A 25,977-nucleotide genomic window follows, 5' to 3' on the forward strand; every position below is an offset into this window, starting at 1 on the left:
CGAAGCCCCCATTGGCCGGTAACTGCCCGTCCTAACCGGCAGCTATTGGTTGGAAGCAGACGCTTATGAATGACCGCTTTCGGCCAAAAGCGGACCATCAGCCCTAATGGCGGCAGGCAAGAAGGTTAAATCGGCTCAAGCATTTGCTCAACGTTATCTTCCGGTAGTAATCCAGCCTGCACGAATGAAAGTTTAAAAACACTCGAACCCGGATCCCTGTACATAATTCTTTTAATCTCATCGACACTTACACCCAAAATGCGCAATATGACAAGAAGATAGAGTTTGGAGAGTGCTTCACTATTGCTCAAGATTCCTGCCAGGAACGTCTCATACTCTCCAGGCATCCGTTCTCCGCCATGATGTGACAAGTCATTCCTTAGGTCTGCACATCTCTTACAAAATCTCCTTAGATTTTCATCAGGGATATTAATGGCAACAGGGCTTAACTCTTCGAAAAGCCGTTCCGAAAGTGGACGTTCACCTGAACGCTTCATTAAGCCTTTTAGCCAGTTGCGATCTCCCGAGTTCAACCCTTCGACAGATCTTATTATCGAGGTGAATTTCTTGATTTTTTCGTTAACTTTAGTTTCGTCGGATTCGGATGGATCGCTCCGCCTTCCTAATGCTTCCAAGCCCCACACCAAATTCACAAAGCGGTGCTCAGCATACAATCTGAAATTCCTTCTTGTGCCTAAATAAAGGTTTATTCCTGGACCTAGACTTTTCCGAGCAATAATCCATTTATCGATCATTGCCCCAAAAATCTCACGAATCCTTGAAAAAGGAAGCAGGGTTTGATGCCATGCAATCTTATTATCAATTGGCTCATGACGGCGAAAATAGTATTGAACTACTAGATCGTCGCCTTGGCAGCTCCAAATAAGTTGCGGCCATTTAAGCGTCAGTGTGCAATTAGTCAGGATTAAAAGCAGGTCCTGAATAGCGCGATACCATTCGATTATGGCTTGGCTAGATACTGCTAACACCGGAGTGTAGGTAAGTTCAGAGACCAATCCAACATTTAGAGTACTGCTGTATCGGCTGGGCTTATTTCCTGTAAAGTGATGCCGCAACTCAACGTGACCTGTGTCGGTTTTCCACGTTTCTGTCGAGTTACATTCAAGCTCTATCGATATCTTATTATTCAGCGGCCCCTCGCAAGTAACTTTTCCGGGCCGGACCCACTCCTGCAAACCGTCTAGCGAAACTTTTAGCTTTGTAAAATTTTCCGAGTCAATTTGCTTCTGGCAAATAAAGCACTCTTCAGCGGTAAAATTTTCATAGGAAATCAAACCGCTTCGGCCACCGTTTGTTTGTAGCCCCTTGAGCAGTACGTAGTGTCCCGTAGCTTTCAAGCAGCCAACAATCCCGACCTCCGATGCTAGCTCCTGCCTAAATATTGCTTCCGCACCGCTGCGCCCTGGTAAGGTCTGATGTAACTCAAGGCTAATAATGCCGGAGGCATCTATTGTTAGCAGTCCGGCTGCATATCCGTCGGTGTACTCACTTCCCGCCCACCAAAACAATCCGTGGTCATTGACTTCCATATGTCCCTCGTGCTCATCTAATTGATTATGACTGATAACAGTAGCACCAAGACTAGACATCCTGAAACTGATAATAGCTTTGGTATTAAAGCCGGTAGGGTTTTTCAGTGTTCGTAAGGCCTCCTAGAGACGGCTGATAATTGCTATATTGTTGCCGTTAAGATTGGAGGAGTGCAGTGTGAACGGAGTGGAAAGTCATTCCTGCTCCGTTCAGTGCCTTATAGTCTTCAAGCAGGTCCGGAACGACAACCATACCCACAGTCAATTATCGCGATTGATTTTGCTTGTGTCTATAATCAATATTCGTTTTGGATAATAGCCCAGCTCGTGATCGTAATACTGCTGAGGCATTTGCTCGAAAGTCTGAAGGTGCCCCATTTCACTAATCCACCCCCAAGGATTTTTGTAGACTTTAGCTTCTACCCCCAGACGGTGTACCTTTGTTTTTCCGCTCAGCACTGAAGTAGAAGATATATTTGGACATACAGCAAGGCAGCGCAGTGGAACGGTCTCTGGAAATGAATGTATCTTCTCGAATGTGCGCCAGCCTTTGTTTGAAATGGCTTTTTTTACATTTTCAAGCGGTGTAACGGTACATCCAAATTTTGAATGATCTAGAGGCAAGGGGCAGTTCCAGCTTTTGGGTAAGTCCGGAGTATCCAGATGATTGTAGAATGCATACAAAGGAATGGCATTATTGGCCTTCGCATAATCCTCAAGTATTTTGTGCTGAAATTCTGCTAATGCTCCTGCACCAACCTTATGATTGAGCGAGGCGTAACGGCCAGTTCTTGCATCCAATTTTTTGGCTTGGACTGCATACCGAAGGAAGCCATTTGTACTATTCCCGATCCACCACTCCCAATCAGTCCCTTTGATACTTTCCTTATGTTTCGGGGTTTGAATTATCTTGATTGTTGATAATTTTTGGGAGGCTAGATAAAGCAGAAGATTATCTGTGAGGGTTTCCTCCCCTTGAGATATTCCGAACCTCTTAGAGTTTTCGAGACGCTGCCAGACATCATCGCAAACTATATTCAAATGATGGTTTAACATTCACTATCCTTGTAAATCTAATTATAAATAGGCGACACATATCTGGGGGCGCCTCCCTGAACGAGTATTGTCGTCTTTCAGAACCGCGATATAGCAGAGGAGAAAAGGCGACAAGACCTGCCTCAAGGTTACGAAGTCGTTACGAATGTGTCTATGGTTAAACATGCGCCCTCGTCCATGAATGGCCGCTCGTGGCTGTGGATTCAACCGGTCGACGCAACAGATTGGCGAAATCGTTCGGGGGGTGTTTCGTAGTCTAGTGTTTTCCGAGGACGGCTATTGAGCTGCCTTGCGACTTCATTTAGCGTGGCTTGCGAGTGACCCGCAAGGTCGGTTCTTTTCGGGAAATACTGCCTTAACAACCCGTTGATGTTCTCATTCGATCCCCGTTGCCACCAACGTTGAGGATTTGAGTGTCCAGTACTTTAGGCGTCCCCGAAGCTAATGACTCACCTAGGGAGTTGGCTGGCCTGAATTGATGAGGTAGTGTCAGTCTGATATCGAGTAAAACCCTGGCAGGGACGAATACTCGCCATTCCAGGTGCAGCAAGCAGCTGCACCGTCGCTGTATGGTTCGCAAGTTGGGAGTGGGGAATAGAAATGGGACAGGCGAAATCGCGAGGCAGCAAACAAGAGCGAGTTGAACAAGCATTAAATCGCCAGAAGGAGGCAGAGCGCGCAGCCGCAGAGCGTCGGCGAGCCGTGGGCCAGCAGATTGCCAGGTTCAACAAGCTTTATCAGACCAAGGTGTGTCTTGCACCACACCAAAATCATGAAGGTCCAATTGTATCTGCGCATACTCTGTCCCTCGAAGCATTTTTAAGACCGATATCAAGAGACGGTCGCGTTTATGCTATGCGCGGAAACATCAGTGGAGACCACCTAAAATTTCCCCTGAATCTCGAATTGCAAGGTTTGCGAGATGTTTCTGTTTTTAACGGCTTCTGCCGTGCACATGACCGAGATCTATTCGCGTGCATTGAGACTCGGGCATTCGAATTTACCTCTGAGCAACTGTTTATGCTTGCATACCGGGCCGTAGCTCGTGAAAGCTATTACAAACGAAAACAGTTTGAGTCCACCCCCTCTCTTGAACAGTACGCTGCGATGCATAGCATCCAAGAAGAAGTACAATTTTCAGAGCAATTTGAAAAATATCTTTCAGAGGTTCTCGAAAGCGCGTCAGACATTGAAGCGCTGAAGAGCCGACTCGATGAAATACTGATAGCCAAGGATTGGAAAAGGCTTGTGTCTCGGGCATTGATCTTCCCTGAGCCGCCAACGGTAGTAGCGTCCTTCGCTGTCGAGCCAACCGTCGACTTTAACGGAAATCGGCTTCAAGACCTAGCAGACAGGACTGTCGAAATATCCCATCTAATGGTTTCGATTATTCCCCTGAAATCTGGTAGCGCAGCAATTTTTTCTTGGCTCAATACAGCGAATGACGCGCCATTGAGACTTTTTGAGTCATTGGCGCATTCAGGCTCACCCACATTAGCCGTGATACACGCAGCACTAGATCTCAGTGAAAACGTTGCGCTTTCTCCTGAGTGGTACGAGTCATTGAAGCCGGCGACCCATAAATACATCGAGTCACGGATGTTGAATTTCGCCCAAGACGAAATTTATGCAACCCATGGGAACCCGTTGACGCGCTCCCCGAACCTTGGTGATTGGGGAAAACCAGCTCATTTTAAAGACTCAATAAGTGGGGACAGATGAATCGACCCTAGTTTCGTAGACATCTTTGAGTGTCCAATGCTGGCCGATTTCTGCCTGTTGCGACGGGCCGCAAACGATCCTAAGCGGACCTTCGGCAGCACATCTGACAATATGCTTCTCTGACAAAGCCTGTCCTGGATCCATGGCAAAACTGAATTGGCGAGTGGTGTTCCCCATGAACAAAGGTCTAAGTGATTACAACCTTGATTACGTACTTACGGTCATTGAAAAGGCCCCAAACACGGAATTGAGTGTGATGTGTGAGCACCTACAGATCGACAGTCGCGATCTTTTGAATCAGTTGGCGATCTCAGTTGCAAGATTGTTTATTACAGGCACCCGCGATTTTCATTACTGTGATGAGGTGATGAATACTGTCATCAGCGATATCATCGACTTGTCCATGCACGCGGATATGCCCCAGCCGGCATTCTCTATCTATCAGGCATTTGACGCAGGCGAGTATTGGCACACCGGTGATGACCGGGATGTATTTCCTTGGGAGCAGTGGTCGCGACCTGAGCTCGAGCGGATTTTGTGTGAGATCGACGACGGCGCAAACGGGCTTTCGAAGTAGGTGCGACTTGAGCCTCCAAAGGGCTGCTTTTGGCCGAAAGCAGGTGTTCGTGAGCGGCAGCTAATGGACGAAAGCGGTCTACTGAGCATTCAATGCTACCGTCGCGCTGTGCTTAGTTTTGTTGAGCACTTAACGGTGTCAGAAGGGTAGGGTTGCGGAAATGCCCGAAAAGATGCGGAAACGATCCAAAGAGAGAGGAGCAAATTTCCTGAATGCCAGGAACGACAAAGCCCTGAATAATCAGGGCTTTGTCGGTACAAAATATGGCGGAGGCGATGGGATTCGAACTCATGGACCTGTTACAGTCGACGGTTTTCAAGTCCATGACTAAAGCAAGTATTTTCAATGGGTTATGGCCCAAAGTATTCCGCTTTGATTGTCTGCAAACTTCACTCGGCACGGCCGCTGAAAGCCAGTAGTTGCCTTTCGTCACCGTCAGCTATCGGCCAAAAGAGGATGCCCCCCTGTTGTATGCTGGTTCGGCTATCTTTCAGAATTATCCTCTTACGGAACTACGATCCTAGCGCGAAGGATAGTAGGCAATGTAGCAGGCGGCGGCAGAGGTGATACATCAATGGCGTTTCGTACCCCGCGTTCAATACCTAAGGAAAGCCGAGATGCAAGAGCTAGAAGCACATTACATGGACGGTTCGCTGGCAACGGATACCAGGCTATCGTTTAGCGAAAACGACCTTCCACCTGGTACCGAACCCATGCTGCAGCAGGTCCGCCAAGGCACTCTGCGTGAAATCGTGCAAGGCGAGCATCGTACGCCCCATGTTGATGAGATCGTCAGTTGGGTGCGTAACTGTTATCGCGAGAATCCCCTAATCGGCGATATAGCCCGTGCGATGTTCGTGATCAACGAAGATTTGGTGGTGGCCGATTCGGAGTTGCCTAACCCCGACGAAGTACTGCGCGATCTTCATCGCCTCGAAAAGTTGAAGCTGGATCGCGAGTTCTTTGTCTCCTCCACCTTCGAGGGCCGGCCCTGTGGTGTCCTATTCAGGCGCTCGGAAATGGTGGATGGCGGAGTTCTGTTCGAAATTACGGTTTTTGGGCGCGAAGGGTTGTCTGGCAAGGTGGGGCAATTGAACCTGCAGCTATCGAGCACTCGACCGGAGCCATTCATTTCGATGTGCACGGAAGAAGGCTGGGTCCGGTTTGAGCGCGAGTACGCCGTGCAGGTGGCGCACTTCATGTTCCTTCTACAATGCCTGTATCAATACAAGAAATACCTTTATCCGGTACTGCCGCTGAATTCCATCGTCGATAACCGCAAGGACCGCCCCCGCGACAACCCGTACCTAGTGCGGCTCATCGCCCGTGCTTACCATGGTCAGGTGGCGTGTACGCGGGTCAGGGTAGACCTTGCCATCGTGCAGCCCCGGGACATTGACTATGCACTGCGGATCCCGAATGAGGACATTAGCCGGTTCATCGCCCATGCTAGAACTACCGATATCCTATTGTACGAAGAGAACGGCGCGCTGGTCATGGACGATGACTATATCGTCTATATGGCATGCAGGGCGCTTGGCCTGACGCGAGTGAAAGCAGTAATTGTAGGTGCATTCGACCAGCCGCTTGCCCAGGTAATAGAGGTAGGGGGGCGTGAGCTAATACCGCCCATCGGCGTCACTCGCCGTGACAATCGCTCACGCCGGGGCAGTGTTGACAAGCAACATTTGCTGCAACGCAAAGTATCAGCGCTGGGGCCAAAGGTCTCTCAATCGGCAAGGTTTGAGCGCAACTTCATCGAGTTGTGCCATCTACTGGGCCGGGTCGGCACGCGTGAAAGAGATCTGCACCGTTTCCTCAAGCAGCATACTCAAGTGCTGGATTCCCATGTAGCAGCGGTCTACAGCGAAGTTCGCATCGGCAAATACCGTGCGGACCTGGTGCTGCAATACCTCCAATCGGACAAGCGTGTTGTGCTGGTGGAGCTCGAACCCCACAGCGCGCAGATATTCACCAAGCGCAATAGTCAGCGGCACAAGGTGACCCACGCAGTACAGCAGGTGCAGGACTGGATCAGGGAGATCCATAACAACGCGAGCAACCTGCCACAGTGGCTGGTGGGCAACTATGCCGCAGAAGGTATGGTGGTGATCGGGCGCTCTAAGGATTTGACGCAGGAGCAGAAAGACACCTTGATGATCCATAACGCAAAGTCAGATATCAAGATTCTCACTTACGATGATCTTTTGGAGCGCTTTCAGCGATTGATCGAGGTGCTCGACAAGCGATGATCACAGCCTTGGTTTAATACAGACTGGTCTTCAAAGCGCCATCCCACCGCTTGAGCGCGAACTTGAGATTTGGGTGGTGTGGTGCTCTGTTAACTTGATGAATTACGGCAACTTTATGCCAGTTTTTATCTAGATCAGCCGCCCAGTGGTTCGTTGAGTAGTGCAATTCATCGCGACGGTCTACTGCCGGCCAGAAGTAGCCGTTCATCGGCGGGCGCTTTCGGTCAGAAGCGGTCCTTCATATTTGTATCGCTCCGACTTTTATTATCGGTCCAAGCGTAAAGCTCCCGCTCTTGGGCCAAATAAATAGCTGGAGACACGGATAAACTAGGCGCTACGACTGCTATGCATTTTTGCTAGCAGCGTCGAGGTCATGATGATGTCCAATTGCTCTCACCTTCGCTAGGGATTTAGTATAGGTTTAGTCCTCCGCCCAGTGGTGGCTGAGGCCATGATCAAGGAAGAGATTCAGCCTATTATGAGCGACCAAATCCTACTTCGTTTTCTGGGTGCAGGGCTGATTGACGTGGGCGGCGATGACGCTAAGCTCGCGAAGCTCAGAGAGACTGCCTCCGATCTAGCTGCTGCTTTAAAAAAGGCGCCATCCAAGACCTCCTCGTATGCCCTCATTGCCTTTGATCCTGCGTCACCCGAGGAGGATCCAGTCATCGCAGAGGTGTGTGATGCGCTTCAGAAGCGGTGGCCGACCTACATCAATACTTTCTCTGCTACACCCATGATGGTGCTGCGGGCTCTGCTGCTCGATGCCCTCGTCCAGGCTGCCAGCGACGAAAAGGTGGGTGTTGCGTTTGTCACTTCAGCTCGCAATGCACTGCCCTTTATCGAAGCTGGTAACGAGCAAAAGATCTGGGTAGAGGCAGTGCTGGAGATTGAGCGTCGAGTTGACGCTCGCGCCGAGACAGAGTGGGCGACCCCAGACTCTATCGATGCCCCTGAGTTAAAGTACTCGGCTCCGCCTGCAGTTGAAGTTTCCTCGCAGGCTCTGACCATCGATACTGAAAGCCTGACTGCCACTTTACAGGCTGCGGCGGGACCTAACGGAGCTGGCCCGAACAAAAACCGCTTTTGGCCACACGGAGACCCTCAGAATTGGGCAATTGATTTTGGACGTTTGGCTGCTAATGCGATAGCCGAAGCGATTGATGCCGCCAGCGAAGATGTTCAGAGCGCCCCGATAGATATTTCTGGGCCGCTGAGAGCACTGTCAGCAGCAGTGGCAACACACGTTGGGGATACGCTGAGGCTTGTAAGTGCGGCAACTGCGGGCCTGCAGCGAAGAACAAATCTGATTTGGTGGAAAGAGACTCTATACTCCCCCAGCGCTCGCGTCAGCTATCGTGCGCTCCCAGTATCGACTGTGGGGGCACTGATGGCCTTGGACCTGCACCAACAGGTACCCACCTTCTCGCCCGTAAGTGTTGCCGCGTTTCTCAGCGAGACCGTATTGAGCCTAGCCTCCGTGGATCCGGCGAAAAAACAGTCTATACGTGAGCTCGTTTGTGAGGCTGTTGAGTCAGCAGAGCTGAGCCCATTGCGAGCGGTTGCGCGTCAGCTCGTTCCGCAGCTTAGTGGGCGAGGTCCTATTTTGGGTTTGCTTGCAGAACAACAGGGTAAGTTTACGATAGACGATGCCCATTTTCACGCAAGAGTCGGCGTACCTGCTGATGCGGTCCTGACCATCCCTGAGTGGGCCGCTTGGATTTTCAGGGAGTTGCAGGCCGCTCGGGCTACGCAAGAGGCTGTGAAGGCTAAGAAGCCTGGAAGTAAAGCCTAATGAGTGCTTGCTCGCGCCCTTCATGTTTTGCCCCTGATTGCAGTTGCGACTTGGGCTTTGTGAACCACACTAAGTGCCCAAGTTGGGGGGCTGGGGACGAGGAGGTATCAGCATCCGCGGTGGGGGACGCTAATAGCTTGCTGCTTCCTTGGTCGGGAAGTGCGCTGGGGCTCTCTGATTTGAGCTTTGTCGCGGGCCCAGGAAAGCCAATGGTCGTCGGGGTGGTAGGGCCTCAGAACGCTGGAAAGACTACGCTGCTCGCGGCTTGGTACCTGTTTATCGGGCGCGGTCTGGCTTGCTCTGAAAAACGCCGCTTTGTCGGTTCCTATTCATTAGCAGGTTGGGAAGCTCTGGCAGGTTCGTTGCGATGGAGCCCAGGTAATCCCCCCAATTTTCCACCGCACACCTCCAGCCGAGGCGGGAGAGCTCCGGGGCTTTTACATACTTCATTTAGAGGTGGCTCAGGTGATGTCCGCAGCTACCTATTTACCGATGCCCCGGGCGAATGGTTCCAAAAATGGTCCATGAACCGTGATGCGCCTGATGCACAGGGTGCACGCTGGGTGGCAGAGCATGCGGATTTGTTCTTGCTGATTGCAGATCGCCAAGCACTTGCTGGAGAGAATAAAGGATCAGCACGTAGTGCCCTTCAGGTATTGGCTCGCAGACTTGCAGCAGAGCGTTCTGACCGTCCAGTTGCGCTCGTTTGGACCAAAGCTGATGTGACCATCGCACCAGAAATTGAAACGGCTGTCCGCGATGCAGTACTGAAGTTAATGCCTGATGCACGTGAGTTTCTGGTCAGCATCTCTGGCTCGGGTGATGACGAGAATAAAGGGCAGGGGCTTCTCGAATTGCTCGATTGGACCCTTGATATCCGGAGAGCTCGCCTTTCCTTGCCACCGCCCCAAGCGGCTAGCTCGGATCTTCTGTTCATGTTTGGGGTGAAGTAGCCATGAGCGTTAGTGATAACTCGATCCTGCTCCTCGGTGAGTCAGGTGTCGGCAAAACCCACTATGGTGCGCAGCTTCTTAACCGTTTAATGAATGGTGCTGGCAAGTTGCGGATGGATGGGGCAGCGACGAACCTTCAGCCTTTCGAGTCCGCTATGGGGCGCCTGAACGAGGGTCTTACTGCGGATCACACGCCTACTACCACCTACGTTGATAGCCTTTGGCCAATCAGTGACGACAACGGACTGAAGGCCGAGCTGATATGGCCGGATTACGGCGGTGAGCAGATTAAGACCATGTCCTCAACCAGGCAAATTCCTGCTGCCTGGCGCGATCGTGTCGTGGTCTCGCCGGCCTGGCTACTACTGGTTCGCCTCCAGCAAACTCGGGTGAGTGAAGACATCTTCTCCCGCCCGCTGAACGATATCACCGTTGCGAGCGTTGATAATCGAGAGGTGCAGGTCTCCGATCAGGCGCGTCTCATCGAGTTGCTGCAGATGCTGATTTACATCCGAAATGAAAGCACCTCGAAGCCGCTTGCAAGCCCTCGCCTAGGAATACTTTTGAGCTGCTGGGATGAGCTAGGCGCTGGTGAGCTCACTCAACCACCTGCGCAGGTCTTGGAGCGCAGGCTTCCTATGTTCTCCAGCTTCATTCACGGTCTTTGGGCTGAGCCTTTCGTGCTAGGCCTTTCTGCGTTGGGGCGAGCGCTCGCGCCCAATTGCAGTGACATGGACTACGTTGCTCAAGGCCCTGAACACTTTGGCTACGTGGTGTTGCCGAATGGGCAGCACACTTCAGATCTCACTCAACCGATCCAATCCCTCTTAGCGGCTAGCGTTCTAAAAGTGGCAGGGTAATGCTGTGATAGTTGAACAGGCCGTATTTGGTGAAGCTCTTGGCGGGCACGCTCTTCGTATGGCCAGTGATGCCTCGTGCATTCCTCCGGAGCTGGCGGCCCGTCTAGACCTGCCTGATACAGCACCGCCGGGAGTCGTATGGTCTCCTTATGTAAGCGGCTTTGCCCTCGGTGAGTGGTATGTTTTGGCACGCACCTTTGCAGACCCTTCTGCAAGCAGGCCTGGAATGGTCATCTCGCATGCCGTCCTAGCTCCGCTTCAGGAAATGCTCTGCTGGAGTGATCTGAGACCTCTGTTTGGGCTTCTTATTAACTCACCCAAGCCTCCGGATGTGCTCACCTCGATAGAGTTGTCGCCCTCAAAGGCAGTGCAGAGAGCTACATCGGACTTGATTGCTACGGCGCAAGCGTTGGTTACTCGTGGCAAAGGACCCGTTGTGAAAATTGGTCTTAACGGTTACGAGGAATTGATAACGGCTCTTTGGGCTAACTGCTGGCCAGCCATCCGCACACGCTTTGCTTTTCGGCTCAGCTTTGGTCCGCATGATGTTGTTGAGCTACCAGAGCCTACAATTGTGTGTTCGCCTTCAGTGCTAGCTGCGCGGTGGGGCGGGCATCGCATCGTGGGGGGCAATAGCTCGGGCGCATTGACGCGTGCGGCAGCCATGCTCAGTGACAATACCGAAGCCGCACCCATCCTGCGTTATGCGCAGGAAATTGGCGCTCAGGTTACACAATTCGCGGATTTGCCAATGCTAGAGCGTGTCTTTGATGCTAGTACCTCAATGAGCTCGACTTTTGAGCAGTGCGTAGCAACTATTCGATTGGTAGAACGGCTGTCCCCAGAGTGTTCGATTGGGACGGCGGCGAAAGAAATAGTGATCGAGAAATTTTTGCTGCAGCTAGGCAGCGCGACTGTAGCGCAGGTCTTGCAACTGCGGAATTTAAATGCAGACGGCTTTGCTTCATCGAGCAGGATCTGGGTTGCTCTAGAGTCTTGGGCTGCAAAGAAGAAGTTCGAGCCTCACGAAGATGCGCAGATGCTATCCGTTATCAAGGATGCGCTGTCCGCACTGGATGCGGTTGAACCCTGGCGTAAAGCGATTATCGCCGGTATCTACGGGGCTTCACGTCTGATTGCTAGTGAATTCCCCGCTGCATTCTGGCGCTGGGTAGTGGAGGGTGGTGACATCCTACAGGTTCTTTCCAGGCATTTACCTGTAGACGTTGCGTTGGAGGACCGGCTCGTCAATGCCGTGCCGAGGAAGGTGACTGAAAGTGTTGGCGATGTAGTAATGCGAATCGCCAAACAAAAGCAGTGGTACGCGCTTCACGGCGCAGCGGCAGGGGCGTGTCTTGACGTGAGGGATGCAGTCGAACGCCAGCTTTCGGTCGATGTGGCTGTGGACTATCTCGACGGGCTTCGGGCAGTTTTACATCCCGTGGTCTCCGCGCAGTTGCTTGAGGTGACTCTGAATATAGAGGAACCGCGGCTACTGCTCATTGCTGCTGAGCGGGTCGCTAAGAACCCCAAGCTTCTGATCCACGTCAACATTGCTGAAGCTCGAGTACAAGAGCTTTGGCTCAGAACGTTAGAGCTCAATGCGGCCGCATGGGACGGGCCGCAAGAGCCATGCGAGGCATTCTTCTGCGTCCTGGAGAATCTATTGGACGGTCGGGCAGCTAACCGTCAGTTGATTACCACGCTTTCCACCACACCTCTGGCCGATCTTAGCGAGTATCCGAGGCTGGCGGAGGTGTGGGGACGAGTGCATGAGCCCGCTCTTGAAAATCTACTGCGTGCGACTAGTTTGGGTTGGCTCAAGCACGCTTCGGAGGGTCGAATTTCGCCCCCCGATGCCCGACTTCAAGCCTTCATGCTTGCTGGATCTGAGCTATACCTCGCGCTTGAAGGGCAGACGCCTCCTGGATACTGTATTCAGATCATGGCGATCTTGCATCAGTTCAACGAGTCGCGATTGATTCAGTGGCTCGATGTCTGGTCCAAGTCGCCAAATGTATTGTCAGCATCAGAGGCTGAAGCGCTTGGTCACTTGATCTTGAAGAGAAATTGGACCAGGGCCGCAGATACGATGTTTAAGTTTCGCTCAAGCCGCAGCGATATCTGGCCCGCGCTGAGACTTTGCGCCGACCTACTTGGAACGATCAATCGTTGGAGAATTCGGTTATCGTCGCGCTCGGCGCAGGATGATTGGGACTGCCTGGAGGCGGTGGCCGTAGATATGTATCCAGAAGGGCCAGATTACGAAGAGCTTTGGAGTCGTGCGGGCGGTCGTAATGCTGACCTACAGCACGGCGGAAGCGGGCGAAGTCGTTGGCACCACGCACTTGTCCAAATTAAGAACGGAAAGGGTCCGCACGTCAGAAACCTGCTGAGAGAGATGCGGCGCGAGTATTCGTCGAATGAGCTTCTCAGAGAGTTGGATAATGACGCCCATTTTTAATGGTGCCAACTAACGGAGCATTGGAGTAAGGATGAATACGCGAGAGGTAATCGAGGTGGATGAGAAGACACCTTCTGCAAATCGGCATGCGTTAGTCGTTGCTGTAGCAAATTATGCGCAGGCCCCTGTGCTACCGTGTTCTGTTCTCAACGACGCCCAAGATGTTGTTGCCACGCTCACTTCTGCTTCTCACTGCGGGTACGCTCCGCAGAACGTCAAGCTGCTACTGGACACACAGGCGACACTGGATGCGATCCGTCAGGAACTCGACGCGCTGGCGGCCCGCGCTCAACCGGGCGATACCGTTCTGATTTTCTTCTCAGGCCATGGTGCCCGTTTGGGCGATGAAAGCGCCTTAGTGCCCGTTGATTGCGACTCGCACCGTGTCGCTCAAACCACATTGGCAGAGCAAGAGTTCTCCGTTGCGCTTGCCCGTATTAAGGCTGAGCGTTTGGTTGTCCTGATTGACGCGTGCCATGCAGGCGCCGCCGCGAGCTTTAAGAGCATCAGCGCTACGCTGGATCTTGGCTTCAATGAGAAATCGCTTAATCAACTGGCTCAAGGCACCGGGCGCGTAATGATCGCATCGTCTAGGGCGACTGAGTACTCGTATGCTTTGGGGGGAGCGCGAAACAGTCTCTTCACGGAACATTTGTTAGCAGCTTTAAAGGGGGGCGCACGTACTCAAGGCGATGGGCTGATACGTATTTTTGAGGTGTTTAATTACGTCAGCGAAAGAGTGCGTCATGCCATGCCAGGCCAGCAGCATCCCATTTTCAAAGCTAGTGATTTGGAAGATAATTTTCCGATTGCGCTTGAGCTTGGCGGAGTGAAACGCCTCGATGCTACGTCTGCGGCAGCAGAGAGTGGCAAGGTGTGGCGCCAACTCGAAGAAATTTTATCGGACCTTTATCCGGCAGGGCCTCAGGATCAAGAAATTTGGCTGCGTGCCGGTGGCGATATTTCCCGCTTGCGCTTGGGGGGGACCGGCCGCGCTAGCTGGTTCGCTGCGCTGCGTACACTAAGACAAGGCGGCGGTGGGGCTGAAATAAATCAAAACTCCTTAATCGACTCGGCTTTGCAGGATTTTCCACATCACCAAGAGCTAAAGAATTTTGCCATCGGCATGGCCGATAGCGGCCTTTGAAGACTGACAGGTGGGATTCCTGCCTATGTTCAATAGGCCCCTACACCTAGCCCAGGCATGGGCACCCTTTCTTGCCACTTCGGAAACCGGCCCCCCCCTGTGAGCTGGGTCCACCAGTCCATTCTGCGTAGCTAGACGAGGGGACAGTTAGCAGTGATAGCTTCATGTCAATCTGTAGAATATCTAACACGTCCAGTCCGTCATCCTTGACCCTCGCTCAGTACTGCTGGCTGATCGTCTTTCCATGAGTATGGCCCAACTGATCGGCGATCCAGTCGACCGGCGAGCGGTGACGGCCAGGCCTCTCTACAGTCCGATTTCGTTCCGCAATTTATTTTGAGGTGCTGATTTTGCTGTCTTAGATCGGATAAGAAATGTGAGCGATGCGGAAAAATCATGTACCTAAGTGCTTGATTTAAAAGAAGAAGAATATGGACTTAAAATCCCCCGCTCGTAAGGGCGTGCCGGTTCGATTCCGGCTTCGGGCACCATCTTTCAACAAAGGCCTGCTAGCGAAAGCCAAGCAGGCCTTTGTGCGTTTACGCTTCGAGATGTTCCTGGTTTTTGCCGCGTCGATGGCTTGGGCAAGGTGCGAAATCCGGAACCACCAGCGCTCCGCCGATGCCGAAATAGCATCGACAAAGAGGGCAGAACCATGACTGAGGAAAAAACTGAAGTGCCGCAAGAAGTACCCGATCAACCGACCCCGGCGCATTCCACCGAAGAAGAGCGCGAGCGCTTGAAGGACTTCAACAAGGACGGCATCCCGCCGGGCAGTTGCTGATCAGCGGTCACCGTGGCTGCGTCACCAGTTCCCCGCTGATCGCATCCATCATTGCCGGATGCTCCTCAGCGGCGACGCGCAAATCCTCGGTGACCCGCAACTCCGCACCCGTCGGCGAATAGGTGGCTGCCGCCGTGAACGGTGCGGGGTTGGCCGGCACCGGGCGTTTGCCACGGCGCCAGAAGAAAAAGCTGACCATGCTCAAATTGACCACTGCGAAGACCCAGAACAGGCCGTTGGCGCCGAACGAGTTCATCACCGGCGAGATCATCATCGGGCTGATGGCCGAGCCCAGCGAGTTGATCAGCAGCAAACCCTGAATCATCGGCACCAGCGCTTCGGCCGGGGCGCGGTCGGCTGCGTGGCTGACGGCCACCGGGTACAGCGCGAAGACACCGCCACCGAGCAGAAACAGCATCGCCGCGAGCATGTCCGAGGACAGCGGCAGCAGAACAATCACCAGCGACAAAGCGGTGCACGCCACCGTCAGCAGCGTCAGCACCTGCAAGCGATCGGTGCGGTCGGACCAGCGCCCGACCGGATACTGCAGCAACATCGCGCCGAGAATCGTCCAGGCCATCATGCTGCCGACTTCACCGACGTCCAGACCTCTGCGTTGCAGATACAGCGGCAACAAGGTGTAGATCGCCGCTATGGTCACCCCCGAGCCGAAACAGCCGACCAGCCCGGTCGGCGTCACGCCCAGCAGTTGGCGGGGCTTGAGCGGCTCGACCTGATCGAGCAGCGGCGACACCCGCGGCAGGATCACGATCGGCAGCACCGACAACGCAGCGAGCATGCCGGCGACCATGAACGGCGCGCTGTCGCTCATGCCGGTGATGGTTCCCAGCGTCGCCTGGCCCAAAACGCCAGCGCCATAAAGGACGATCATATACAGCGCGAGCAAGCGCCCGCGAATCTTCTCGTCACCCGCCAGCAGCAGCCAGCTTTCGATCACCAGAAACACACCGACCGTGGCCCAGCCGTTGATCAGGCGCAGGACCAGCCAGCCCCAAGTGTCATAGAACAAACCCTGCAACAGAATCGTCACCGCAATCAGCGAGGCGAAGCTGCCGTAGGCGCGTATATGGCCGATGCGCAGAATCAACCGGTCGTTGAACACCGCTCCCAGCGTCAGGCCGATGAAGTAGGCCGACGAAACAATTCCGATCATCGTCGCCGAGGCGCCGGCGGCGTCCAGGCGAAGGGTGGTCAGGGAAGACAGAAAACCATTGCCCAGAGCAATAATGAACAGCCCGAGCAGGGGCGCCAGCGCCATGGCCAGCAAACGCGGAGACATAAAAACCTCAAGGAATCGTACAGCGCAACGTGCGCCTCTGCGCATGCGGTTGCCAGGCTGGAACAGGTGTTGTGCAAATGTCTGCCGATCGGGCAGGGCGGTGGCGTCGGACGACATGGCCAGCCCTGCAAGTTCGCGTCTGTGACCAGACGCGCGCTTGCAAGAGCGCGCGGGATTCTACGGTTTGCGCAGGATTTGCCAATAGCCGAAGGCTGCGACGTTAGGACGCAGGCAATTTTGAAGTCGAAGAGGAGGCTGAAAACCCACCATCGAGCTCAGCTCTGACAAGGGCCTGCCAGCGAAGCTGACGCAGGCCCTTGCTCGTTTCAGCGCCTAGGTATGCGAAATCAACAAGTCACTAATGATGCAGATCGAGCCATCCTCGGGCGGCGTGGCGTCGGTGTAGTCGATCTGGTTGTAGACCCCGCCGTGGAAATTGAACACCTGCGAGTTCCAGGTTGAATCGAGCTGCAGATCACCTGATGTGCCGACAACGCCGTTGTAGTCGACGGTGACTCGGGCCACGCCGGCAGAGTTGGCGCGAATGGTGATCTTGAACTTCGCCCCCAGCGGTACGCCCTTGAGCACCGTGGTGTTGACCGGGGTGGGCTGGTTGAAGCTCTGGCGGAAGCCCATGGTGATGTTGCCTTTCTGCCAGAACACTTTGATTGCAGGGCTGTCGTCGTTTTTCACATGCATCTGCGAGATAACGACTTTCTGCGCAGAGTTGACCTTGGTCACGGTCATTTCCTGATAGTTGAGGTGGTCAGCGGCGCTGCCCAGCGACCAATAAAAAGATTCTTTCCATTCGCAGCGGGTGCGGTGAGTGCTCTTGCTCGAGGCGCCTTTGGTCGGCGCGGACAGTTGCAGCGAACCGTCCGGTAGCACCGTGACGATGCTGGGGAACTGCGCAATGGCCTCGGCGCCGTTGAGCTCAAGTGCGACCGGATTGGTTGCCGAAACGGGTACCGGGGTGGAAAGGGTGAGATTGCTGATGTTTACGGCCATGGTTTGTACTCCTGACGATAAAAATCATTAGCGACCCAAGCCTTCGGTGGATTGGCACATCTGTCTGCGCGGACTTTCACCATCTCTTGGGCACAGCACCATGGCGGCGCAAGCGGCCGCCGCGAAAACACACAGGGCAAAGGTCACGCCCGTTGCCTCCAGCACTGCGCCGAAAATCGGCGTGCCGGCGGTTTGGCCGAGTGCCAGAAGCAGAAACGGTATGCCCAATCCCAAGTCCGGACGATCCGCAAACAGGCGGATGCCTTGCAGCAGATAAACGCCTGAAGAAACGATATAGGCCGCGCCAAACAGGCACATCGCGGCGAGGCCGTAGATGGCAGAAGCGCCGGTGGCGGCAAGTCCCAGCGTGCCGACGGCGATCCCTGCAAGCGCCAGATGCTGCATGCGTACGACACCAAACCGGTCAGTCAGTACTCCGGTTGCGCAACCACTGATGCCCGCGGCCCCCAACACTATCCACGCCCCTGCAATCGACCGATCGGAGAACCCAGCCTCGCTGCGCAGAATGTCGGCACCAAATGTCCAGATCGCCGTGCTCGCCAACCCCATCAAAAAAGCACTGGCGCACAACGGCAGTACGCCCGGTCGACGCAACATTGCCAGAGAAAAATTCTGCCCGACGTCATGTACGATCCGGCGCGGTATCGCAAACCAAAGCCAGAACGTGACGCCGATGCCGATCAAGCCGAACAGCGCGTAGAGTTGCCGCCACTGCCCGGCCGCCAATATCGCCGCCAGGCCGGAAAAAACGATACCCGCCGCCGTCCCGGCATTGATAAAGCCATTGGCGCGCGGACGGTCGGTATCGTCAAGACGCGCCGCAACCGCGCTGGCCAACGGCGGCGAGGTCAGTCCCGTGCTCAATCCCGCGAGCGCCACGCCGCAACCCAACGCCAAACCGGATGAAGCGATGACAATCAACGCCATCCCGAGCGAAGCGGCGGCTCCGGCCATCACCGTCAACCCGCGCGGACTGACCTTTGCGCTGAGCACGAATGTCGCAACGATGCCCAGACAATAAGCCGCAAAAGCACCGCCACCGATCCATCCCGCAGCGGACACACTCAGTGCCAGATCCTGACGAATCTGTGGCAGCAGCAATCCATAGGCGAAGCGCGCCAGTCCATAGGACAGCGCCGTCAGCGCGAAGGCTGCCAGTACCAGGTTTATGCCGCGCCTCACGAGCCCTTTGCTCCGGCAGTCACGCGGCTTTCAAGACCGGTCATTTGGCCGCGGAGGTGTTTTTCTTGCGGGTTCTGGTGGTAGGAGCAGTGGTCGCAGCCTTGGCCTTTTTGCGTGGTGCCGGCGGCGCTACGCTGCTGGCTACCGAACCGGGCAAGCCATCGGAATCGAACGCATCGAGCTCGGCGCGCGCCTGCAACCAGTGCTCGAAATCATTACCGTGCGGCCGGCCTTGCTCTTCCCAGAGCCGATAGGCGATTTTGCGGATGGTTTCCTCGTCCATTTCATTTTCTCCTGCAGATGAAAAAATCAGTGCCTTCGGGCAAAGGGTCAAGGCGAAATCGGATCGCTGGCGGGAAACGTTTCCTCAACCGCTTGATCCAGTTTCGAGTCACTCACATTGCGCTCATCAGCCCCAAGGTTTTGCTCGCAATGACAGGAGGACGAGGGGCAGGGCTGGCCTTTTGGGTGAAGATCCGCGCAGGCCTGGCTGCAAAACTGCTTGCCGTCACGCTCGAAGGTTTGCTCGCCGCTGCATTTGCAGGTGCAGCCGGGGCAGGCGCAATCGGCTGTTGAAAGATCGTTAGCCATGGGTTTGCTCCAAGTAGTCTGTAGGTGCAGTCGTTACCGATTCTGATAACCCGCCCCGCACCTGCGTTTGATGATTCTCCCCGGCGCCCGATGAGCGGTAGAACGCGGAGGGCGAGGGCAACACAGCGTTCAACGACAGAGAGAGATTCAGCGCCAGGATCAGCACGATCGACACGCTGAACAAGCGCCGCGCCCAAGGCTTCGAGGTAGCGTTTCGCACCGGGCGCAATGCCAGATAAAACCAGTACCCGCCCAACCCGACAATCACCAGCGGATAGGAAGCATTGATATCCGCCACCCAGCCCAATATCGCCGCGCTGACCAGGAAGGCGACCATGTAGATATTGATCTCTCGTTTCGCCTCGCTGAGCGTCAATGTCGGCAACCCGGCGGCACGAAAATCTTCATGGCGCATGACGGTGATCGCGTGGGAGTGAGGCATCTGCCAGCAGCAAAACACCATGATCAGCATCAGCGCCGTGGCATCGAAGCTGGCGGTCACCGCGCAATAACCGACCACCGGCGGCATGGCCCCGGACAGGCTGCCGACCAGCGTGCCCCAGTGCGAACGGCGTTTCATCAGGCAGGTGTAAACGCCCGCATAAACGATCAGACCGACTGCGGCCATGGCGCAGGCCAGTCCTGTGGTGCCGACCCACAGCAAACCGAAGCCGATCACACCCAGCACCGCCGCATAGCACAACGCGCTAGGCAGCGAGACTGCGCGAACCGCCAAGGCCCGATGACAGGTGCGCACCATGCGCCGATCGATATCGCGGTCGACGCAGTTATTGATCACGCATCCGCAAGCGATGACCAGTGCGGTGCCGAGCAGCGAGGCCAACAGGTGCGCCAGGGAGACCGGACGCCCGTCCGCAGCAAGCAGATAGCCACCGAACACCGAAGCCAGATTGCCGACGATAATGCCGGGCTTGGTCAGTTCCAGCCCGACATTCAGCGACAGCCGCCATTGCTTCAGTGCGCCAGCATGTTGTGGTGAATGCTGTCCATGATCCATAGCGAAAGCCCAACCAGCAGAAGAATGATCACCACTGAAAAAATCAGCGCTCTGAGGTTCCAGCGCTGCTCCTTGGCAGTGTCCAGATGCAGGAAGTATTTGAGGTGGGCGAAAACCTGTACCACGCCGAGCGCGACCACCACCCAGGCAGTGACGCTACGCGGCAACGTCGGGTACATGACCAGGCCAAAGGGAATCGCCGTCAGGATCACCGAAATGATGAAACCGACCATGTATGAACGACTGGTGCCATGGCTGGTGCCGGCACTGCTGTGAATCGGACTCTGGTTATACATGTCACACCACCCCCAGCAGATAAACCACGGTAAACACGCAGATCCACACCACATCGAGGAAGTGCCAGAACAGACTCAGGCAGCTCAGCCGCGTGGTGTTGGTATTGGTCAGGCCCCGGCTGCTTACTTGCAGCATCAACACCGCCATCCACACCAGACCACTGAGCACGTGCGCGCCGTGGGTGCCGACGAGGGTGAAGAACGCGGTGAGGAAACCGCTGCGATCCGGCCCGTAGCCTTCTGCGATCAGATGATGGAATTCGTTGATCTCCATGGCGATGAAGCCGCAACCCAGCACGAAGGTGACGCCGAGCCAGCGCAGCACATGGGCTTTGTCATTACGGTTCATCGCCAGCATCGCGTAGCCGTAAGTGATGCTGCTGAGCAGCAGCAACGCGGTTTCGGCAAGGACGTAGGGCAATTCGAAAATGTCGACGGTCGAAGGCCCGCCAGCGACGCTGTCACGCAGTACGGCATAGCCTGCGAACAGCGTCGCAAACAGGATGCAGTCGGTCATCAGGTAGATCCAGAAACCGAAAATGCGCATCGAGCCCGCGTCTTCATGGCCATGTTCATGGCTGTGGGCGATGTCTTTATCCAGAACGATATTGGACATGATCAGGCCTCCGCCAAGTCTTTGAGACGTGCTTTTTCAATCCGCGCCACTTCCTGCGCAGGGACGAAATAGTCGATGTCTTCGTCATAGCTGCGCACAATCATTGCCACTACCGAAGCGACCAGGCCGAAGATCGCCAGCCACCAGATATGCCAGACCAAGGCGAAGCTGCAGATCAGCGCGAAGACACTGATCACCAGGCCGGCGGAGGTATTGCGCGGCATGTGAATGGCGCGGTAGTCGGTGTGGCTGAGGGTGCTGACGCCGCGCTCCTTCATGCCCCAATAGGCGTCGAGGTCGTTGACTTTCGGTTGCTCGGCGAAGTTGTAGAACGGCGGCGGCGAGGCCGTGGCCCATTCCAGCGTACGGCCGTCCCACGGGTCGCCAGTGAGGTCGCGCAGTTTCGCGCGGTTGCGAATACTCACGTAGAGCTGCAACGCCTGCGCGGACACGCCACAAAGAATGATGCCGACGCCAAACAGTTCCAGCAGCAGCCACGGTTGCCAGGCCGGGTTGTCGAAATGGTTCAGGCGCCGGGTCATGCCCATGAAACCCAGCACGTAAGACGGCATGAAGGCGAAGTAGAAACCCACCAGCCAGCACCAGAACGCGATGCGCCCGAGCCGATCATTGAGGCGGAAACCGAAGGCTTTCGGGAACCAGTAAGTCAGCCCGGCCATGTAGCCGAACACCGCGCCACCGATGATCACATTATGGAAGTGGGCGATCAGGAACAGGCTGTTGTGCAGCAGGAAGTCGGCCCCGGGCACCGCCAGCAGCACGCCGGTCATGCCGCCGATACTGAACGTGACGATAAAGCCCAGCGTCCACAGCATCGGCGTTTCGAAGCGCACGCGGCCGCGATACATGGTGAACAGCCAAGTGAAGATCTTCACCCCGGTCGGCACTGCAATGATCATCGTCATGATGCCGAAGAACGCGTTGACGTTGGCCCCCGCGCCCATGGTGAAGAAGTGGTGCAGCCAGACGATGAACGACAGGATGGTGATCGCAATCGTCGCCCACACCAGCGAGACATAGCCGAACAGGCGCTTGCTGCTGAAGGTCGCGGCGATCTCCGAGAAGATCCCGAACGCCGGCAGGATCAGGATGTACACCTCCGGATGGCCCCAGGCCCAGATGAGGTTGACGTACATCATCGGGTTGCCGCCGGCCTCGTTGGTGAAAAAATGCATGCCCAGATAACGATCGAGGGTCAGCATCAGCAGGGTGGCGGTAAGGATCGGAAACGCAGCGAGAATCAGGATCGAGGTGCACAGTGCGTTCCAGGTGAACACCGGCATCTTGAACAGGGTCATGCCTTCGGTGCGCATCTTCAGAATGGTCACGAAGAAGTTAACCCCGGTTAACAGCGTCCCTATGCCGGATATCTGTAATGACCAGATGTAGTAATCCACCCCGACCCCGGGGCTGTAGCCAAGTTCGGACAGGGGCGGGTAGGCGACCCACCCGGTGCGGGCGAATTCACCGACGCCCAGCGAGATGTTCACCAGTGCCGCACCCACGACGAACAGCCAGAAACTCAGCGCATTGAGGAACGGGTAGGCGACGTCGCGAGCGCCGATCTGCAGTGGCACGACGATGTTCATCAGGCCGACCACGAACGGCATGGCCATGAAGAAAATCATGATCACGCCGTGGGCAGTGAAGATCTGGTCGTAGTGTTCCGGCGGCAGATAACCCGGGCCGCCGCTCGAAGCCATGGCCTGCTGGGTACGCATCATGATCGCGTCGGAGAAACCACGCAGCAGCATGACCAGCGCGACGATGATGTACATGCAGCCGATCTTCTTGTGGTCGACCGAAGTGAACCACTCGCGCCAGAGGTAACCCCACTTGCGCTTCCAGGTGACGGTACCGACCAGGGCAAAACCCATCAGGCCGACGATAGCCAGGGTGTACATGACAATCGGCTCGTGCAATGGAACCGCGTCCCATGAAAGTTTCCCGAACATGATTTAACGCTCCTCGGCCAGCAGACTCGGTTGTTGATTGACGCGCACATCGTCGCCGTTGCGTTGCACCTGGGTTTCCTTCTTGCGCGGTGCTTTGTTCATTCCTTCGTACTTGTCGACGATGTCGAGAAACAGTCGCTCCTGCACAGCCGAGTAATAAGTGATCTTGTGCGCCACTGAAGGCTTGGCCAACTCGGCATAACTGGCTTGATCAAGTTGCCCGGGCGCCGCTTTGACTTTGTTGACCCACGCCTCGTAATCAGCGCCACTGAGTGCCAGGGTGCTGAAGTGCATGTCGGAAAAACCGTGGCCGTTATAGTTAGCAGCAATCCCGCGATACTGGCCGATTTCATTGGCGATCAAATGCAACTTGGTCTGCATGCCGGCCATGGCATATATCTGCCCACCGAGTGCCGGAATAAAGAATGAAGTCATGGCCGCGTCGGAAGTGACGGTAAAACTTACCGGCGTATTCACCGGTATCGCCAGTTCATTGACCGAGGCAATGCCCAGATCGGGATAAATGAACAGCCATTTCCAGTCCGTTGCCACCACTTGCACATTGAGGTGCGGCACGTCGGAATCCAGCGGGCGATAGGGATCGAGTGCGTGGGTGGTTTCCCAGGTCACCCAGCCGAGTACGCAAATAATCAGGAACGGCACGCCCCAGACCACCGCTTCGATCTTGTGCGAACTGGCCCAACGCGGCGAATAACGGGCCTTCTTGTTGGTCGCGCGGTAGCGATAGGCGAACAGGAAGGTCATGACGATGACCGGGATCACCACCAACAGCATCAGGCCCGTGGCGAGAATGATCAGGTCGCGTTCATCTCGGGCAACATCGCCCTTGGGGTTGAACACCACCAGATTGCAACCGGCGAGCAGAACGCTGGTAGCGAGATAGACCAGGCAATAGCTGATTGTTCGCTTCATACATGCTCCTGTTCTTTATATCGATCCTTGTTTTCTTCGGGCAACAGTTGGCCATGGACAGAAAACCCTGTTTCTGTACCGGCTAATCGCACTGGGCTGAATAACGAGTTGTACTTGAGCTCGCCTGGGCCACGAACTTTTTGAATGAGCATTCCGGCGTTGGTTTTACAGAATGTTACGCAAGCTGACGAACGGTTGAACTAGCGAAACGGCGGGCGCGAATCAACGCGCTATGCTGAAAATGCCTCTTGGCAATCCTTGGAATTATTCCGCCAAAGGAAAGATCTTTGACGTGAGCGAGTTGAGTTCAGGAGTACGACATGTTCAAACGCGGCGAAACCTACAACAAATGGAAGGCGACGGAAAAGGCCGAAAAGTGCCATACCGAAGAGGTTGAAAACGGCTGTCATATCGAGGTACGGGCACGGGAAGCCGATGATGGCGACGTCGAAATGTTCATCAGCGTTTACACCGCAACCGGCGAGTGCGCCTACGAGCGCATCAGGACATTGCCCGGCGTGGAATGGGAAGTCGAGGACGCGCTCAAGCGTGGCATCGATCAGGCAGAACGAATCGCCGGCGGCGAGTCCGGACGATTGTCCTGTGCCGATGCGCACGGTCACGATAATGAGTGACCGTGCGCAGCTTTCAATTGGCCTGGCGAACCTCAACCTGGCCGAGTTGATTGCACTGCCAGCGCCAGGCATCGGCGAGCATGCACGGCAGTGAACGGCTCGCCTGCCAGCCCAGTTCTTCGAGGGCTTTTTGCGGGTCCGCCCAGCATCGCGAGATGTCGCCGGGGCGCCTTGCTTCAATCCGCAAAGGGATCTTGATACCGGTCACTTGCTCGAAGGCGCTGATCACCTCCAACACCGAATAGCCGCGTCCGGTACCGAGGTTCCAGATGCTCACACCATGGCGATCGCGCAAGGCGTCGAGCGCGCAGACGTGCCCGAGCGCAAGGTCGACGACGTGCAGATAATCGCGAATGCCGGTGCCGTCCGGGGTCGGGTAATCGTTGCCGAACACTGACAGTTGCGCGCGCTGGCCACTGGCAACTTCCAGCAGATAGGGCAGCAGATTGTTGGGCGTGCTGGTGGGTGCCTCGCCGAGCAGGCCGGAAGGGTGCGCACCGATCGGATTGAAATAACGCAGCAAGCCGATCGACCAGCGCGGGTCGGAACTGACGACACTCTTCATGATGTTTTCCGACATCAGTTTCGACATGCCGTAAGGATTGTTCGGCTGGCCGGTGGCGCAGTTTTCGTTGATCGGCAGGGTGGCGCAGTCGCCATACACGGTGGCCGATGAACTGAACAACAGGTGGAACACCCCGGCCTGAGCCATGGCCTGGCACAAGGTCAGGCTGCCGCCGACATTGGTGTCGAAATAGCGCAGGGGTTCACGCACGCTTTCGCCGACCGCTTTCAACCCGGCGCAATGCACCACGGCGTCGATCGGATAGTCCCGCAAAAGGTTGTCGAGCAGTCGTCGATTGCGTACATCGCCCTGGATGAACTCCGGTCGTTTTCCGGCCAGCGTACTGATGCGCTCGATCGCCGCGCGTTGGCTGTTGCACAAGTTGTCGAGGATCACCACATCCTCGCCGTTGCCCAGCCATTGCAGTGCGACATGCGCACCAATGTATCCCGCACCACCCGTAATCAAGATCATGCGCCCGCCCTCACAAGTGACGCCATCGGCGATGGCTTCGTAGATGGTTTCGATGCGCCTGTGCGGCGGCAAAAACCATGGTTGTTCTGGACGGTAGGGGCTGGATTGATCGGCAAGTTCAACCTTGTTTGCCAGCCGGTATGTGCAGTTCATCGGCTGTGTTCAAGGTTGGGCTGAACGTCGTGTGAACGCCGTGATTCCA

Annotated in this window: 23 protein-coding genes and 1 pseudogene; 10 read left to right on the plus strand and 14 right to left on the minus strand. The window is 55.3% G+C overall.

Annotation, left to right across the window (positions count from 1 at the left end):
- Positions 1–125 precede the first annotated feature (125 nt).
- The 3 genes and pseudogenes from PS14A_RS11480 to PS14A_RS11490 all read right to left on the minus strand — a co-directional run.
- Positions 126–1,550 carry a HEPN domain-containing protein gene (locus PS14A_RS11480; protein WP_212616205.1) on the minus strand — a complete coding sequence of 475 codons (1,425 nt, stop codon included), beginning with the start codon at positions 1,548–1,550 and terminating at the stop codon, positions 126–128.
- Positions 1,551–1,811: 261 nt separating this feature from the next.
- Positions 1,812–2,606, minus strand: a complete 795-nt coding sequence (locus tag PS14A_RS11485; RefSeq protein ID WP_212616206.1) for a DUF6615 family protein — start codon at positions 2,604–2,606, stop codon at positions 1,812–1,814.
- A gap of 203 nt (positions 2,607–2,809) precedes the next feature.
- Positions 2,810–3,001 (minus strand): annotated as a pseudogene (locus PS14A_RS11490) (IS30 family transposase); the annotation flags it as partial.
- Between the two features lie 205 nt (positions 3,002–3,206).
- On the opposite strand from PS14A_RS11490, the gene PS14A_RS11495 reads away from it, so the two are divergent.
- The 9 genes from PS14A_RS11495 to PS14A_RS26765 all read left to right on the plus strand — a co-directional run bounded on the left by PS14A_RS11495 (position 3,207) and on the right by PS14A_RS26765 (position 15,160).
- Positions 3,207–4,328 carry a hypothetical protein gene (locus PS14A_RS11495; RefSeq protein WP_212616207.1) on the plus strand — a complete coding sequence of 374 codons (1,122 nt, stop codon included), beginning with the start codon at positions 3,207–3,209 and terminating at the stop codon, positions 4,326–4,328.
- 175 nt (positions 4,329–4,503) lie between these two features.
- Positions 4,504–4,905 (plus strand): hypothetical protein, encoded by a 402-nt coding sequence (locus tag PS14A_RS11500; protein ID WP_169857510.1) that lies wholly within the window; start codon positions 4,504–4,506, stop codon positions 4,903–4,905.
- Positions 4,906–5,522: 617 nt separating this feature from the next.
- Positions 5,523–7,157, plus strand: coding sequence for a Shedu anti-phage system protein SduA domain-containing protein (locus PS14A_RS11505; protein WP_212616208.1), 1,635 nt, complete (start codon positions 5,523–5,525; stop codon positions 7,155–7,157).
- 451 nt (positions 7,158–7,608) lie between these two features.
- On the plus strand, positions 7,609–8,952 hold the full coding sequence (locus PS14A_RS11510; protein WP_212616209.1) for a GTPase-associated system all-helical protein GASH: 1,344 nt from the start codon (positions 7,609–7,611) through the stop codon (positions 8,950–8,952).
- Between the two features lie 209 nt (positions 8,953–9,161).
- The gene (locus PS14A_RS11515; RefSeq protein WP_249121253.1) at positions 9,162–9,905 is read left to right on the plus strand and encodes a hypothetical protein; all 744 of its coding nucleotides are present in this window, start codon (positions 9,162–9,164) and stop codon (positions 9,903–9,905) included.
- Between the two features lie 2 nt (positions 9,906–9,907).
- Positions 9,908–10,765 carry a hypothetical protein gene (locus PS14A_RS11520; protein ID WP_212616210.1) on the plus strand — a complete coding sequence of 286 codons (858 nt, stop codon included), beginning with the start codon at positions 9,908–9,910 and terminating at the stop codon, positions 10,763–10,765.
- A gap of 664 nt (positions 10,766–11,429) precedes the next feature.
- Complete coding sequence (locus PS14A_RS11525; protein ID WP_212616211.1) at positions 11,430–13,229, plus strand: effector-associated domain EAD1-containing protein; 1,800 nt, start codon at positions 11,430–11,432, stop codon at positions 13,227–13,229.
- Positions 13,230–13,260: 31 nt separating this feature from the next.
- Positions 13,261–14,376: a caspase family protein gene (locus PS14A_RS11530; RefSeq protein WP_212616212.1), complete on the plus strand. Its 1,116-nt coding sequence runs from the start codon at positions 13,261–13,263 to the stop codon at positions 14,374–14,376.
- A gap of 655 nt (positions 14,377–15,031) precedes the next feature.
- Positions 15,032–15,160 carry a hypothetical protein gene (locus tag PS14A_RS26765; protein ID WP_282961466.1) on the plus strand — a complete coding sequence of 43 codons (129 nt, stop codon included), beginning with the start codon at positions 15,032–15,034 and terminating at the stop codon, positions 15,158–15,160.
- A 7-nt stretch (positions 15,161–15,167) separates the two neighbouring features.
- Here the strand turns inward: PS14A_RS26765 and PS14A_RS11535 are convergent, their stop codons facing one another.
- From PS14A_RS11535 to cyoA, 10 genes are all read right to left on the minus strand, one after another.
- Positions 15,168–16,505 (minus strand): MFS transporter, encoded by a 1,338-nt coding sequence (locus PS14A_RS11535; RefSeq protein ID WP_343287057.1) that lies wholly within the window; start codon positions 16,503–16,505, stop codon positions 15,168–15,170.
- Positions 16,506–16,793: 288 nt separating this feature from the next.
- Positions 16,794–17,468: a polysaccharide lyase family 7 protein gene (locus PS14A_RS11540; protein ID WP_212616213.1), complete on the minus strand. Its 675-nt coding sequence runs from the start codon at positions 17,466–17,468 to the stop codon at positions 16,794–16,796.
- A 27-nt stretch (positions 17,469–17,495) separates the two neighbouring features.
- Entirely contained in the window at positions 17,496–18,671 is a 1,176-nt protein-coding gene (locus PS14A_RS11545; protein ID WP_212616214.1) for an MFS transporter, read from the minus strand.
- A 40-nt stretch (positions 18,672–18,711) separates the two neighbouring features.
- Positions 18,712–18,954, minus strand: a complete 243-nt coding sequence (locus tag PS14A_RS11550; RefSeq protein WP_130909772.1) for a DUF2934 domain-containing protein — start codon at positions 18,952–18,954, stop codon at positions 18,712–18,714.
- A 47-nt stretch (positions 18,955–19,001) separates the two neighbouring features.
- Positions 19,002–19,262, minus strand: coding sequence for a metallothionein (locus tag PS14A_RS11555; protein WP_130909773.1), 261 nt, complete (start codon positions 19,260–19,262; stop codon positions 19,002–19,004).
- Positions 19,255–20,280, minus strand: a complete 1,026-nt coding sequence (gene cyoE, locus PS14A_RS11560; RefSeq protein ID WP_212616215.1) for a heme o synthase — start codon at positions 20,278–20,280, stop codon at positions 19,255–19,257. The genes PS14A_RS11555 and cyoE overlap by 8 nt, the downstream gene beginning before the upstream one ends.
- Positions 20,238–20,576: a cytochrome o ubiquinol oxidase subunit IV gene (gene cyoD, locus PS14A_RS11565; RefSeq protein ID WP_212616216.1), complete on the minus strand. Its 339-nt coding sequence runs from the start codon at positions 20,574–20,576 to the stop codon at positions 20,238–20,240. The genes cyoE and cyoD overlap by 43 nt, the downstream gene beginning before the upstream one ends.
- A gap of 1 nt (position 20,577) precedes the next feature.
- The gene (locus PS14A_RS11570) at positions 20,578–21,192 is read right to left on the minus strand and encodes a cytochrome o ubiquinol oxidase subunit III (RefSeq protein WP_110599448.1); all 615 of its coding nucleotides are present in this window, start codon (positions 21,190–21,192) and stop codon (positions 20,578–20,580) included.
- A gap of 2 nt (positions 21,193–21,194) precedes the next feature.
- Positions 21,195–23,168: a cytochrome o ubiquinol oxidase subunit I gene (gene cyoB / locus PS14A_RS11575; protein ID WP_039760284.1), complete on the minus strand. Its 1,974-nt coding sequence runs from the start codon at positions 23,166–23,168 to the stop codon at positions 21,195–21,197.
- Between the two features lie 3 nt (positions 23,169–23,171).
- Positions 23,172–24,101 (minus strand): ubiquinol oxidase subunit II, encoded by a 930-nt coding sequence (gene cyoA / locus PS14A_RS11580; protein WP_110646534.1) that lies wholly within the window; start codon positions 24,099–24,101, stop codon positions 23,172–23,174.
- A 320-nt stretch (positions 24,102–24,421) separates the two neighbouring features.
- Here cyoA and PS14A_RS11585 point away from each other — a divergent pair, with 320 nt between their 5' ends.
- Positions 24,422–24,736 carry a hypothetical protein gene (locus PS14A_RS11585; protein WP_212616217.1) on the plus strand — a complete coding sequence of 105 codons (315 nt, stop codon included), beginning with the start codon at positions 24,422–24,424 and terminating at the stop codon, positions 24,734–24,736.
- A 13-nt stretch (positions 24,737–24,749) separates the two neighbouring features.
- Here PS14A_RS11585 and galE read toward each other — a convergent pair whose 3' ends face one another.
- Entirely contained in the window at positions 24,750–25,775 is a 1,026-nt protein-coding gene (galE, locus tag PS14A_RS11590) for a UDP-glucose 4-epimerase GalE (protein WP_212616303.1), read from the minus strand.
- Positions 25,776–25,977: the final 202 nt, after the last annotated feature.

Source organism: Pseudomonas sp. 14A (genome assembly GCF_018132745.1).
Classification (GTDB): Bacteria; Pseudomonadota; Gammaproteobacteria; order Pseudomonadales; family Pseudomonadaceae; genus Aquipseudomonas; species Aquipseudomonas mercuritolerans.

What these genes read in the sequence shown, in the direction of transcription:
- cyoE (WP_212616215.1), bottom strand. Translation starts at nt 20,280, where the DNA reads ATGGATCATGGACAGCATTCACCACAACATGCTGGCGCACTGAAGCAA.
- PS14A_RS11550 (WP_130909772.1), bottom strand. Translation starts at nt 18,954, where the DNA reads ATGGACGAGGAAACCATCCGCAAAATCGCCTATCGGCTCTGGGAAGAG.
- PS14A_RS11495 (WP_212616207.1), top strand. Translation starts at nt 3,207, where the DNA reads ATGGGACAGGCGAAATCGCGAGGCAGCAAACAAGAGCGAGTTGAACAA.
- cyoB (WP_039760284.1), bottom strand. Translation starts at nt 23,168, where the DNA reads ATGTTCGGGAAACTTTCATGGGACGCGGTTCCATTGCACGAGCCGATT.
- PS14A_RS11515 (WP_249121253.1), top strand. Translation starts at nt 9,162, where the DNA reads ATGGTCGTCGGGGTGGTAGGGCCTCAGAACGCTGGAAAGACTACGCTG.
- PS14A_RS11525 (WP_212616211.1), top strand. Translation starts at nt 11,430, where the DNA reads ATGCTCAGTGACAATACCGAAGCCGCACCCATCCTGCGTTATGCGCAG.
- galE (WP_212616303.1), bottom strand. Translation starts at nt 25,775, where the DNA reads ATGATCTTGATTACGGGTGGTGCGGGATACATTGGTGCGCATGTCGCA.
- cyoA (WP_110646534.1), bottom strand. Translation starts at nt 24,101, where the DNA reads ATGAAGCGAACAATCAGCTATTGCCTGGTCTATCTCGCTACCAGCGTT.
- PS14A_RS11540 (WP_212616213.1), bottom strand. Translation starts at nt 17,468, where the DNA reads ATGGCCGTAAACATCAGCAATCTCACCCTTTCCACCCCGGTACCCGTT.
- PS14A_RS11505 (WP_212616208.1), top strand. Translation starts at nt 5,523, where the DNA reads ATGCAAGAGCTAGAAGCACATTACATGGACGGTTCGCTGGCAACGGAT.
- PS14A_RS11585 (WP_212616217.1), top strand. Translation starts at nt 24,422, where the DNA reads ATGTTCAAACGCGGCGAAACCTACAACAAATGGAAGGCGACGGAAAAG.
- PS14A_RS11485 (WP_212616206.1), bottom strand. Translation starts at nt 2,606, where the DNA reads ATGTTAAACCATCATTTGAATATAGTTTGCGATGATGTCTGGCAGCGT.
- PS14A_RS11535 (WP_343287057.1), bottom strand. Translation starts at nt 16,505, where the DNA reads ATGCGCAGAGGCGCACGTTGCGCTGTACGATTCCTTGAGGTTTTTATG.
- cyoD (WP_212616216.1), bottom strand. Translation starts at nt 20,576, where the DNA reads ATGTATAACCAGAGTCCGATTCACAGCAGTGCCGGCACCAGCCATGGC.
- PS14A_RS11570 (WP_110599448.1), bottom strand. Translation starts at nt 21,192, where the DNA reads ATGTCCAATATCGTTCTGGATAAAGACATCGCCCACAGCCATGAACAT.
- PS14A_RS11510 (WP_212616209.1), top strand. Translation starts at nt 7,609, where the DNA reads ATGATCAAGGAAGAGATTCAGCCTATTATGAGCGACCAAATCCTACTT.
- PS14A_RS11480 (WP_212616205.1), bottom strand. Translation starts at nt 1,550, where the DNA reads ATGGAAGTCAATGACCACGGATTGTTTTGGTGGGCGGGAAGTGAGTAC.
- PS14A_RS11520 (WP_212616210.1), top strand. Translation starts at nt 9,908, where the DNA reads ATGAGCGTTAGTGATAACTCGATCCTGCTCCTCGGTGAGTCAGGTGTC.
- PS14A_RS11530 (WP_212616212.1), top strand. Translation starts at nt 13,261, where the DNA reads ATGAATACGCGAGAGGTAATCGAGGTGGATGAGAAGACACCTTCTGCA.
- PS14A_RS11555 (WP_130909773.1), bottom strand. Translation starts at nt 19,262, where the DNA reads ATGGCTAACGATCTTTCAACAGCCGATTGCGCCTGCCCCGGCTGCACC.
- PS14A_RS11500 (WP_169857510.1), top strand. Translation starts at nt 4,504, where the DNA reads ATGAACAAAGGTCTAAGTGATTACAACCTTGATTACGTACTTACGGTC.
- PS14A_RS26765 (WP_282961466.1), top strand. Translation starts at nt 15,032, where the DNA reads ATGACTGAGGAAAAAACTGAAGTGCCGCAAGAAGTACCCGATCAACCG.